We start from the raw sequence: 10,952 nt of genomic DNA, 5'->3' as shown, positions 1-10,952 counted from the left end.
TTAAATATTGGAAGAAAGGTAGTCGGAGAGGCCGCCTTTAGCGGGAATCCGATAGAGAGGTTCGTAGTTAACCCAGTACGGGTCAAAGCGTACAAAGCTAATTCTAGATGCAATATTTGCGTACAGAATTAGTAACTATTAGGGAGTAATATTTAGATAATCAACAGCTTAACATTGCCGTCTTTTCACTGATTACTGATTACTGATTACTGATTACTGTTCCCTGAAAAGCTAGATTACTCTACGACAATTCGCCATTCATGGAGTTCGTATTCCACACAACCATTCTCGATTAAAGGATCGCGAACTATAATTGCTTGGGCTTCCTCAAGAGAATCGGCCTTAAATAATAACATTCCGCCGCCCCTTTCTGCCCAATAACCAGTTTTTGCCGCTCGTCCTTGGCTAATTAAATCACGCACATAGTCCTTATGGGCGCTGACATAGCGATCGAAGGTAGTTTTATCAACAATGCCTTTTTCTATCTTGACAAACCAGGGCATAAATTCTCAGGAGGCTAGGACTGATTAACAATCATATAATTATACCGATTAATCTTGGCCGTCGAGGGTGCAATATAACAGAGATATACAATTAGCTAGAGTTGTGGAAGACTGCTAGAATCGAGGTGACAGCTTTATTTCTGTAGCTTTGCTTGCTTCCATGAATCAACCCCAGGGATCTCTATTTTTTATCGCACTTTTGCCGCCGCCAGAAGTACAGGAAATTGCCACAAAAATCAAGTTAGAGTTTGCAGAAATTTACAATAGTCGCGCTGCCCTGAAATCGCCTCCCCACGTCACTCTCCAACCCCCTTTCCGGTGTAATTTAGAACAATTACCCGATTTAGAAAGATGTTTAGAGGAATTTGCCCGCTTGCACGCTCCTATTCCCCTAATTCTCCAGAATTTTGCCTCCTTTAAACCGCGAGTCATTTATATTAATGTCCAGAAAACCCCAGAATTATTAACCCTGCAAAAACGGCTTTTACAGCAGCTAGAATCTTCCTTGAATATCATTGATAATGCCTCAAAAAGCCGAGCTTTTTCGCCCCATTTAACCGTTGGCTTCCGAGATTTAACTAAAGATAATTTCTGGAAAGCTTGGTCAAAATATGCTAATCAAGAGCTATTTTTTGAGGTGATGATCGATCAAATTACCCTCCTAATTCATAACGGTAAGCGCTGGGAAATTTATCGGCAATTTTCTCTATAATCCAGACCCTTGCAGGTTTCTATCTACAGAGGAAGGGGTTCTAGTGGTAAAATAGGAGAGAGCAGTTTTTAAAGCTTAATTTCTGGCTTTTTTGCGATATTTTAACCTATAGAGCCATTTTACTGCGACTCCGCCGCCCTGAAACCTATGTTACTCAAAAATCCCCCGAAAATCTCCCCCAATCTGATCAAACAGCTAGAAGCGATCCTTGGCAAAGATGGAGTCATCCGTCGCAAAGATGAATTATTAACCTACGAGTGCGATGGTATCACAGGATACAGACAAAGACCCGCTCTTGTGGTGTTGCCTCGCAGTACCGCAGAAATTGCGGCGGTGGTGAAACTCTGTCACGATAACGAGATTGCCTGGGTAGCAAGGGGTGCAGGAACGGGCTTATCGGGAGGGGCGTTACCCTTAGAAGAGGGGATTCTCATCGTTACGGCGCGGATGAATCAGATTCTCAGGGTTGATTTAGATAATCAAAGGGTGGTGGTGCAGCCCGGGGTGATTAATAATTGGGTGACGCAAGCAGTAAGCGGGGCGGGATTTTATTATGCACCGGATCCCTCTAGTCAAATTATCTGCTCGATCGGCGGTAATGTGGCGGAAAATTCCGGCGGGGTTCACTGTTTAAAATACGGTGTCACTACCAATCACGTTATGGGCTTAAAAATCGTCCTTCCCGATGGTTCAATTATCGATGTGGGGGGTGCGGTACCAGAACAACCGGGCTACGACTTAACCGGTTTATTTGTGGGTTCCGAGGGAACTTTAGGCATCGCCACGGAAATCACCCTAAGGATTCTGAAAACTCCGGAATCTATCTGTGTTTTACTGGCCGATTTTACCAGTATCGAGGCGGCGGGCCAAGCGGTGGCGGATATTATTAAATCGGGAATGATTCCGGCGGGGATGGAGATTATGGATAATCTCAGTATCAACGCCGTGGAAGACGTGGTGGCTACCGGCTGTTATCCCCGGGATGCCGAGTCGGTTTTATTAGTGGAATTGGATGGTTTAGGAGTAGAAGTCGCCAGTAATAAACATCGGGTTGCCGAGATTTGCCGTCAAAATGGGGCGAGAAATATCACCACGGCTAATGATGCCGAAACCCGCTTGAAACTCTGGAAGGGCAGAAAAGCGGCTTTTGCGGCGGCGGGGAAAATTAGCCCTAATTATTTTGTCCAAGATGGGGTGATTCCGCGCACTCAATTGGTGTCTGTTCTTCAGGAAATTAAGGCTTTAAGTGAAAAATACGGTTATAAAATCGCCAATGTTTTCCACGCTGGGGATGGCAATTTACACCCGTTGATTCTCTACAATAACAAGGTAGAAGGGGCCTGGGCAGAAGTGGAGGAATTAGGCGGTGAAATTCTCAAACTTTGTGTGCGGGTTGGGGGCAGTTTATCGGGGGAACACGGTATCGGCATCGATAAAAATTGTTATATGCCCGCCATGTTTAACGAGATTGACTTAGAAACTATGGGCTATGTGCGGGACTGTTTTAATCCCAAAGGTTTAGCTAACCCGGGGAAATTATTCCCCACCCCGCGCAGCTGTGGGGAAGCCGCTAATGCGAAAATACAAGGGTTTGCGGGGGTGGATGTGTTTTAGGTTATCGGCAAGTATTGACTGATTACTGATTACAGTCCACCTTGGGGTCCTAGGGGCAGATTGATATTAGAGGGGAAAACTGGGACTTGTCTTTCTAGAAAGCGTTGAGTGACTAATTCTCGGAAAATCTCTAGGTCTTTTTGCCATTGTCCCAGATATTGTTTGAGCAGATTGAATCGATCGCTACCCTCGGCCAGATTATAGTTAAAGTTGCCGGCAAATAATAGCGCCCCTAAAATTTTGCCATCGGGTAATTGTAATTTTGCCTCGTTAATCGCCACGGATAGCTGAGAGGTTTCTAACTGATAAATTAGATTGATGCCGGCTTGTAGGGGGGCCGTACCGAAATTGTGCCAGGGACCGGGGGCCAAAAGAGTTTCGGTGATATATTTTTTAGCGGCATCGGGGCTACTGGGGAGAGGAACAATACTTTTCGGGGCGATATTCAGGGCTTGATATTCGGCTAAAGGGAGTTTATCTAGATATAAACCGACAATTTCTGGCAGTTTCAGGTTCAGGCTATCGGGGGATTTAATTATCTCCACAAAGGTAATTGTCCGGGGTTGGGCGACGATGCTGATACCATTTTGAAAATTAACTTGAGCGTAATTAGGATTGAGTACCGGCTGGGCATTTAATTCCCAGTCGGGGGGAACTATTCCCGAATATTTGAGGAAATCAATCGTTAGCATGGCGGGATTGAGGCTTTTGGCGGTAATTGCGATGGCAAGTTCTTGTATTTCCCGCAAACTAGCCAGAGGTTGATTGGAGTTATTCTCAGTAGTGGCAATCATCAATTTTCTCCTTTTGGATATTTATCTTTTCTTTCTAAGTGGGTGGGGGTTAAAAATTGTTCAGATATCCCCCTTATTAAGGGGGGATTAAGGGGGGATCAAAGACAAAATCTATCTTCAATTTAATTGAAACCACTAACTTAGGGTTACAGTTAAATTATTCTGGGTCTCGGTGGCTTAGTTACTAATCAACTCAGACACAGGACAAGAGAGCCATTCTAGATAAGTATTACTCAATTCTTTCACCGCTAATTCATAGAATCTCTGACCGTGTTCGGGAGTCGCTAAAGCAGGATTGGAACCCATACGACCATCGGGGTAATTTTGGCGAAAATTAGCCGCACCGTAAATACCATGACCAGAAGCCACTTTTTCCGATAAAAAGGCATTTTTACGGCTCTCAGGGTAAAGATATTGAGTTAACGCCACTTCGCTCGGTGTAGCGTGGGAACCTTCCTGATCTCCATACAATTCTTTGGCTAAAAGATAAACTTCTCGCACCATAAACCAATTGGCCACTTGACATTTAACCTCGTTTGTGTTAGGCAAATTGAGGGTATCCAAATGATAATAGGTTTCCGAAAAAGCGGCTTTTAGGGTGGCAATATTGCCCCCGTGACCATTGATAAAGAAAAATTGACGAAAACCGGCTCTAGCTAAACAAGTCACATAGTCGAGGATGACTTGAATCAAAGTGCTAGGACGAAGACTAATTGTACCAGGGAAAGCCGTGTGATGTAGGGCCATACCGACATTTAAGGTCGGTGCTACCATTGCTCGTACCTGTGTCCCTACTCCTTTAGCGATCGCCTCAGCACATAGAGCATCTGTACCAATAAGTCCCGTCGGCCCGTGTTGTTCCGTGGAACCAATAGGAATAATAATTCCCTGAGATTGTTCTAGATAGGATTCCACCTCTAACCAGGTGGATAACTGTAATAACATTCGGCTCTACCCCCCCGAGTGCAGGTTGACCAATTGAGATAAAATTAGGACGAATAATCAAGTATTTTTATGTTAACCCTTGACACCCCCCCCTTGTCGGCGAGTACGGATTTCGTTCCCAATCATCGGATTTTAATCGTTGAAGACGAAGAAGTGATTCGGGATATGATTATTTTGGCTTTGGAAGAAGAAGGTTACGAGGCGCTCGGTGTTAGTGATGGTCGCGCTGCTCTAGAATTACTGCAAAGTCAAGAATCTAATAATCACGGTGAATCTCGGTTTGATTTGGTCGTTTTGGATTTAATGCTACCCCAAATCAGTGGTCTTGATATCTGCCGTCTGTTGCGCTATCACGGCAATATTATCCCGATTTTAATCTTAAGTGCTAAGGCCAGCGAAACCGATCGAGTTTTGGGTTTAGAAGTGGGTGCCGATGATTATCTGACTAAACCCTTTAGTATGCGCGAATTAGTCGCTCGTTGTCGCGCTCTGATTCGTCGTCAAGGATTTACTTCCCTAGCTGCCGCTCCCGTGCGAAAATTCCGCGATGTTCTTCTTTATCCCCAGGAATGTCGGGTGACGGTGCGAGATGAAGAAATCAACCTTTCTCCTAAAGAATTCCGTCTCCTCGACCTATTTATGAGTTATCCGCGCCGAGTTTGGTCAAGAGAGCAGTTAATTGAACAAATTTGGGGGCCAGATTTTTTAGGAGATACCAAAACCGTCGATGTTCACATTCGCTGGTTACGCGAAAAACTGGAAATCGATCCCAGTCAACCAGAATACCTGATTACTGTACGCGGTTTCGGTTATCGTTTTGGCTAGGTGAGCGATTATATTTTCAAGTTTAGCGATCGCCGCTCGCGCAGACAATGACTATTTTCGCTTTTATTTTCGGAGTAGTTTTAGGTTTGAGTATTTGTTATTGGCAAGTCTCACGCTTAAATAGAGAGTTAAAGCGAACCCTAAGCGCTCTCTCGGATTCGGTGGATTTGTCGGCCTCTTTTCCCGTTACCTCCCTGGTGCGTCGAGAATTACAGTTTCTCTCCCAAAGTCTGCAAGAGCGAGAAAAGAGCTTAGAAATTCAGAAATCCTTGCTAGAACTAGCGCCGATCGCCTATCTTCATATAGATGCCGATAATCAACTGCTCTGGTGTAATCAACAGGCAATTACCCTCTTAAAACTCGATCGCTGGCAGCCAGATCAAGTGCGTCTGCTGCTGGAATTGGTGCGCTCCTACGAATTAGATCAATTAATTCAAGAAACTCGCCAAAAACAGAGTCCACAGGTGCAAACTTGGACTTTTTACCCGACTAATTATCCTGTCAACCCCATTAGCGATCGCCAAGTGATTGCTCCTAAATCGATTGCCTTGAAGGGTTACGGTTATCCCTTGCCAGAAGGTGAAATCGCTGTATTTATCGAAAATAGACAGCCTTTAGTCGAATTATCGCAAAATCGCGAGCGAGCTTTCTCTGACTTAACTCACGAGTTACGCACTCCCTTAACCTCCATTTCTCTCCTTACCGAAGCTTTACAAAAACGCCTCCAAGCTCCCGAAAGACGCTGGTTAGAACAAATGGGGAAAGAAGTGGAGCGTTTGAGTCAATTAGTCTGCGATTGGCTAGAAATCAGTGAATTACAAGCGGATGCGGGGCGATCTTTACAATACCAGATGATTAATCTAGAGGAATTAATCAGCGCTGCTTGGCAGACTGTCACCCCAATAGCCGCCCAAAAACAGATTAGCTTAGATTATTCCTCTCCGGTGGATTGGACGGTAGAAGTCGATCACTCTCGTCTGCTGCAAGTTTTCCTGAATCTCTTTGATAATGCCATTAAGTATAGTCCCGATCAGGGGAAAATTCGCCTAGAAATTCGGGAAATATCCGATACTATCGGGGAAAAATGGCTGAAAATTGACGTTATCGACAACGGTAAAGGATTTAACGAAGCTGATCTACCCTACGTTTTTGATCGCCTCTTTCGCGGTGATCCTTCCCGCACCCGTCAAAAACAAGGCACAAAGGATTATAGTACCGGTTTAGGTTTATCGATTGCCAAAGAGATTATTCAAGCCCATGGCGGTTCGATCGTCGCTCAAAATGATCCTAACACCGGCGGCGCTCGCCTACAAGTCACTCTCCCGCGTCAAAAAAAGGCAGTGGGGTGATGGGTGTGGGGTGTGGGGAGAAAAAAAATCTGTCAAGTTCTCTGGACAACTGTACAAAATCGAAAATTTTCTTGTTATCACTGTAGAGAAAGAGTAGTTTTATGTTAAGCGAATCCGACCGTGAGCCTATCCAAAGAAACCAATCATCGCGATCGCACCTATTTCGCTCGTTCTCTCCAGCGATTGGAACAGGATGTGCTGAGAATGGGAACCTTGGTCGAAGAATCCTTTCGTCTTAGTCATCAATCCCTTTTTGCTAGGGATTTAGAAATGGCGAAAAAAATCCCCCCCCTTGACAAGGAAATCGATCGCTACTATCGTCAAATCGAGTTAGATTGTGCCACTCTCATGACTCTACAGGCTCCCGTAGCCCAAGATTTGCGGCTTTTAAGTGCTTTTATGCAATTAGTGCGCGATTTGGAACGTATCGGCGATTATGCCAAGGATTTGGCCGAAATAGCTCTCAAATTATTCGCCTATACTCCCCACGATTGTATGAGTGAGATCGAGGCCATGTCCCACCATGCTCAATATATGTTAGCCACGAGTCTGGTTGCTCTGGCTGACCTCGATCAAGAAGCAGGTCCAAAGGTGAAAGAACTAGATAATACGGTCGATCGAGCCTATGATTATCTCTATCACACTCTCGCCCATCAAAGAGATATCAAGGGTGTGGTGGAACCAATCTTGCTGATGGCTTTACTCATCCGTCATCTGGAACGCATGGCCGATCACGCCACCAATATCGCCCAAAGGGTATCTTACATCGTTACTGGACAGAGAGGCTGAGGGTGTGGAAGTTCCTCAGATGATTTCTCTGGAACTCTGGCCCTTGCTTTTAGCGTTTACGACTCAGGGGGTTTAAAATTTCACTTAACCCCTCTCCCAAGAGAGATAAACCCACCACCATCGTGGTCATTGCTAATCCGGGGAATAAAGTCGTCCACCAGATACCTGTAGATAAATCCGCCAAAGCTTCCTTGAGATCATGACCCCATTCCGGCACTTCTTCCGGTAATCCTAAGCCTAAAAAGCCTAAACCGCCTAAAACCAGGATCGCATCCGCCGCGTTGAGGGTAAAAAGAACCGGGACACTCTGGACGACATTAAAGAAAAGATATTTTGATAGTATCCGGCCTGGACTAGCGCCGATCGCTCGTGCCGCTTCGATAAATAACTCATTTTTAACGCTGGCGGTTTGATTTCTGACCACGCGAAAATATTGGGGAATATAGGCAATACTAACAGCGATCGCTACATTGACGATACCACGACCCAAAACGAAGGCGAGAGCCACCGATAATAATAACCCCGGCAAGGTGTAGAGGGTATCCATGAGAAAGAGGAGAACGCGATCGATTTTACCTCCCAAATAACCGCTAATTAACCCCAAAGGAACCCCGATGACTAAAGATAATCCTGTGGCCAAAAATACCACGGACAAGGCCGCTCGCGCCCCAAATAGGGTGCGGGAAAAGACATCATAACCGCGCACATTCGTCCCGAACCAATGGGCAGAACTGGGGGCTTGTAGGGGATAATTGCTTAAAATGTCGGTTGGATCCTGAATCATGCCGATCGCTTGCAGAAGGGGCGAAAACAGGGCAATCAGGATAAAAATAATTGTCAATACCAACCCAACCCCTAGGAGTTTAGTGGTTAGGTTGGGTTTCAGAAAAGGATCGATCGGCAATTTAACAGGAGTCATCGACAAAATTTAGCCATTGCATAGAACGCTAATTGTACAAGAGCAGTGTTTTTTCAAACAGCCGGGGCCGAAACGACCATAAACCAGAGCAAGACTGCTAAAGCTAAAACAGTTAGTTTAATCAGGACATAAAGCAGTCCGTTGGGATAAAGGAGATCGTGAAACATATTGCCTCCTTGGGAGAGTAGCGATTGTCCCTCTCTATCTTTGATCTTAAGTCTTTCTTTGTTCAGCTGACGCACAACTTAACAAAACGTGCGATTATAGGGAAAAAGATTTTTTTTACTAGCTATGGCACTACTGACCACAGGAAAACCATTTATTCGCGATCTGGAACAATACGGTGCTTTAGGTGTTTACGCACCCTTAGAAGGGGGTTACGAGGGACGCTATCAAAGACGTTTACGGGCCACTGGTTACAATGTCCTGCATATCACCGCTAGAGGTCTAGGGGATTTAAGTGCCTATCTTACCGGCATTCATGGAGTCCGTCCCCCCCATTTGGGTAAAAAAAATATTGGTCGGGAAGCAGCCGTGGGACCAGTTTATTTTATTCCTCCCATTGCTACCTATCAATTGGAAAATTTACCTCCCAAATCTAAAGGTTTAGTGATTTGGATTATTGAAAGTTTTGTTTTATCCTCGGAAGAAAAACAATACTTAATTAATCTTAGTCAACAGGAACCCCGGTTAAAATTTGTCCTCGAATTGGGTGGGGAAAGATATTTCCGTTGGCAACCTTTGAGCAAATCTTTAGTCGCTGCCTAAATTACCGAAATAACACGGTTATTTAAATATCTCATCCTCAAACCCTCTCCCCGGAGAGGGAAACTTCAATTCTTGAGAGTTTGTTGTTCCTTTCTCACCCTTTGGTAGCTATTTATTTAATTTTCTTAATTTTGCGAGTTGGCCTAGGGGAATTTGCCATAATATGGGATATCGTTGCCGCAAAAAACCTAGGAGTTAGATCGTGACAGTTAGAGTTCGTATTGCCCCCAGTCCCACGGGAAATTTACACATTGGAACAGCACGCACAGCCGTGTTTAACTGGCTTTTTGCCCATCATCACCGGGGGAAATTTATCTTGCGCGTGGAAGATACAGATTTAGAACGTTCTCGACCAGAATATACGGAAAATATTCAAGCGGGCCTACAATGGTTAGGACTGAATTGGGATGAAGGTCCTTTTTTTCAAACTCAACGCCTTAATTATTATCGTCAGGCCATTCAAACCCTGCTCGATCAAGGTTTAGCCTATCGTTGTTATTGTACCCCGGAAGAATTGGAAAAAATGCGGGAAGAACAAAAAGCCCGTAATCTTGCCCCCCGTTACGATAATCGTCACCGTTATCTCACCCCCGAACAACAAGCTCAATTCGAGCAAGCGGGAAGAAAAGCAGTAATTCGTTTTATTATTGATGATGATCGAGAAATTATTTGGCAGGATTTAATCCGGGAAAAAGTTATCTGGAAAGGTAGTGATTTAGGTGGCGATATGGTGATCGCTCGTACCCCAGAAAATGCGGAAGAAAACTTCGGTCAGCCTCTCTATAATTTAGCGGTAGTTGTTGATGATATCGATATGGAAATTACCCATGTTATTCGTGGGGAAGATCACATCGCTAATACGGCTAAACAAATTCTTTTATACGAAGCTTTAGGGGCAAAAGTGCCGGAGTTTGCCCACAGTCCTTTGATCTTAAATCAGGAGGGTCGCAAGTTATCTAAACGGGATGGAGTCACTTCGATCGATGATTTCCGAAAACTGGGTTTTTTGCCGCAAGCTTTGGTTAATTACATGACTCTACTGGGTTGGACTCCTCCCGATTCCACTGAAGAAATTTTTACCCTTGAAGCGGCCGCTGAAGTGTTTAGTTTAGAACGGGTAAATAAAGCGGGGGCAAAATTTGACTGGACGAAATTGGATTGGATTAATAGTCAATATCTTCATCGTTTAACCGGTGAGGAATTAGTGCCTTTACTTCTCCCTTACTGGCAAGAAGCAGGGTATAATTTTGATGCTGAAACCGATCGAGCTTGGTTGATCGGTTTGGCTACTCTCATCGGTCCGAGTTTAACTCGTTTAAGCGATGCTGTCGCTGAAAGTCGCTTACTTTTAACCCCTGTGGCGAATTATAATCAGGAGGCTTTGAGTCAATTACAATTAGAGGGAGTTAAGGATATTATCAAGGATATTCTCGCCGCTATTACTCCCGATTTGACTGGAGAAGCTGCTAAGGGAATTGTGGAGACAACCACTAAAACCCATCGGGTTAAAAAAGGTCTAGTGATGAAGTCTCTACGCGCTGCTTTGATGGGGGAGTTACACGGTCCGGATTTAATGCAGTCTTGGCTACTTCTCAATCAAAAAGGTTGGGATCTATCCCGTCTTCAGCAAGCAGTAAATAGTTAAATTGATTGGCTATCAGTTATCAGAAAATTTCTTGCATATTAGGGTTGACAAATGCCCTAATATTGCTATATACTTTTTAGTATAATGGG

At 44.5% G+C, this 10,952-nt stretch carries 11 protein-coding genes; 7 read left to right on the top strand and 4 right to left on the bottom strand.

Translation table 11 applies throughout. The features are described 5' to 3' along the window. Nucleotides 1-236: 236 nt before the first annotated feature. The gene (locus tag IM507_RS03200) at nucleotides 237-503 is read right to left on the bottom strand and encodes a YciI family protein (protein ID WP_002736524.1); all 267 of its coding nucleotides are present in this window, start codon (nucleotides 501-503) and stop codon (nucleotides 237-239) included. Nucleotides 504-663: 160 nt separating this feature from the next. Between IM507_RS03200 and IM507_RS03195 the strand changes: the two genes are divergently transcribed. After that, nucleotides 664-1,215: a 2'-5' RNA ligase family protein gene (locus tag IM507_RS03195; RefSeq protein ID WP_002736518.1), complete on the top strand. Its 552-nt coding sequence runs from the start codon at nucleotides 664-666 to the stop codon at nucleotides 1,213-1,215. A gap of 147 nt (nucleotides 1,216-1,362) precedes the next feature. Beyond that, nucleotides 1,363-2,829 (top strand): glycolate oxidase subunit GlcD, encoded by a 1,467-nt coding sequence (gene glcD / locus IM507_RS03190; protein WP_002736423.1) that lies wholly within the window; start codon nucleotides 1,363-1,365, stop codon nucleotides 2,827-2,829. 29 nt (nucleotides 2,830-2,858) lie between these two features. Here the strand turns inward: glcD and IM507_RS03185 are convergent, their stop codons facing one another. Both IM507_RS03185 and IM507_RS03180 read right to left on the bottom strand, forming a co-directional pair. Further along, nucleotides 2,859-3,623, bottom strand: coding sequence for a hypothetical protein (locus IM507_RS03185; protein WP_002735699.1), 765 nt, complete (start codon nucleotides 3,621-3,623; stop codon nucleotides 2,859-2,861). A 177-nt stretch (nucleotides 3,624-3,800) separates the two neighbouring features. Next, nucleotides 3,801-4,568 (bottom strand): creatininase family protein, encoded by a 768-nt coding sequence (locus IM507_RS03180; RefSeq protein WP_002736853.1) that lies wholly within the window; start codon nucleotides 4,566-4,568, stop codon nucleotides 3,801-3,803. A 69-nt stretch (nucleotides 4,569-4,637) separates the two neighbouring features. Here IM507_RS03180 and IM507_RS03175 point away from each other — a divergent pair, with 69 nt between their 5' ends. The 3 genes from IM507_RS03175 (at nucleotide 4,638) to phoU (ending at nucleotide 7,531) form a co-directional block, all read left to right on the top strand. Then, the gene (locus IM507_RS03175; RefSeq protein WP_002735655.1) at nucleotides 4,638-5,393 is read left to right on the top strand and encodes a response regulator transcription factor; all 756 of its coding nucleotides are present in this window, start codon (nucleotides 4,638-4,640) and stop codon (nucleotides 5,391-5,393) included. 47 nt (nucleotides 5,394-5,440) lie between these two features. After that, nucleotides 5,441-6,742, top strand: coding sequence for a sensor histidine kinase (locus tag IM507_RS03170; protein ID WP_287636565.1), 1,302 nt, complete (start codon nucleotides 5,441-5,443; stop codon nucleotides 6,740-6,742). 120 nt (nucleotides 6,743-6,862) lie between these two features. Then, complete coding sequence (gene phoU, locus IM507_RS03165; protein ID WP_002776122.1) at nucleotides 6,863-7,531, top strand: phosphate signaling complex protein PhoU; 669 nt, start codon at nucleotides 6,863-6,865, stop codon at nucleotides 7,529-7,531. Between the two features lie 49 nt (nucleotides 7,532-7,580). Here the strand turns inward: phoU and IM507_RS03160 are convergent, their stop codons facing one another. Beyond that, complete coding sequence (locus IM507_RS03160; RefSeq protein ID WP_002737549.1) at nucleotides 7,581-8,450, bottom strand: ABC transporter permease; 870 nt, start codon at nucleotides 8,448-8,450, stop codon at nucleotides 7,581-7,583. 291 nt (nucleotides 8,451-8,741) lie between these two features. Here IM507_RS03160 and ndhN point away from each other — a divergent pair, with 291 nt between their 5' ends. Together ndhN and gltX are read left to right on the top strand one after the other, a co-directional pair. Next, nucleotides 8,742-9,218 carry an NAD(P)H-quinone oxidoreductase subunit N gene (ndhN, locus tag IM507_RS03155; RefSeq protein WP_002735370.1) on the top strand — a complete coding sequence of 159 codons (477 nt, stop codon included), beginning with the start codon at nucleotides 8,742-8,744 and terminating at the stop codon, nucleotides 9,216-9,218. Nucleotides 9,219-9,420: 202 nt separating this feature from the next. Beyond that, nucleotides 9,421-10,863 carry a glutamate--tRNA ligase gene (gltX, locus tag IM507_RS03150; protein WP_287636561.1) on the top strand — a complete coding sequence of 481 codons (1,443 nt, stop codon included), beginning with the start codon at nucleotides 9,421-9,423 and terminating at the stop codon, nucleotides 10,861-10,863. The last annotated feature ends 89 nt before the right edge of the window (nucleotides 10,864-10,952 follow it).

The sequence above is a fragment of the Microcystis sp. M20BS1 genome, assembly GCF_020245305.1.
GTDB classification, from domain to species: Bacteria; Cyanobacteriota; Cyanobacteriia; order Cyanobacteriales; family Microcystaceae; genus Microcystis; species Microcystis ichthyoblabe_A.
This window is presented reverse-complemented; position numbering and strand designations above follow the sequence as displayed.

What these genes read in the sequence shown, in the direction of transcription:
- ndhN (WP_002735370.1), top strand. Translation starts at nt 8,742, where the DNA reads ATGGCACTACTGACCACAGGAAAACCATTTATTCGCGATCTGGAACAA.
- IM507_RS03200 (WP_002736524.1), bottom strand. Translation starts at nt 503, where the DNA reads ATGCCCTGGTTTGTCAAGATAGAAAAAGGCATTGTTGATAAAACTACC.
- IM507_RS03185 (WP_002735699.1), bottom strand. Translation starts at nt 3,623, where the DNA reads ATGATTGCCACTACTGAGAATAACTCCAATCAACCTCTGGCTAGTTTG.
- IM507_RS03170 (WP_287636565.1), top strand. Translation starts at nt 5,441, where the DNA reads ATGACTATTTTCGCTTTTATTTTCGGAGTAGTTTTAGGTTTGAGTATT.
- glcD (WP_002736423.1), top strand. Translation starts at nt 1,363, where the DNA reads ATGTTACTCAAAAATCCCCCGAAAATCTCCCCCAATCTGATCAAACAG.
- IM507_RS03160 (WP_002737549.1), bottom strand. Translation starts at nt 8,450, where the DNA reads ATGACTCCTGTTAAATTGCCGATCGATCCTTTTCTGAAACCCAACCTA.
- IM507_RS03175 (WP_002735655.1), top strand. Translation starts at nt 4,638, where the DNA reads ATGTTAACCCTTGACACCCCCCCCTTGTCGGCGAGTACGGATTTCGTT.
- IM507_RS03195 (WP_002736518.1), top strand. Translation starts at nt 664, where the DNA reads ATGAATCAACCCCAGGGATCTCTATTTTTTATCGCACTTTTGCCGCCG.
- IM507_RS03180 (WP_002736853.1), bottom strand. Translation starts at nt 4,568, where the DNA reads ATGTTATTACAGTTATCCACCTGGTTAGAGGTGGAATCCTATCTAGAA.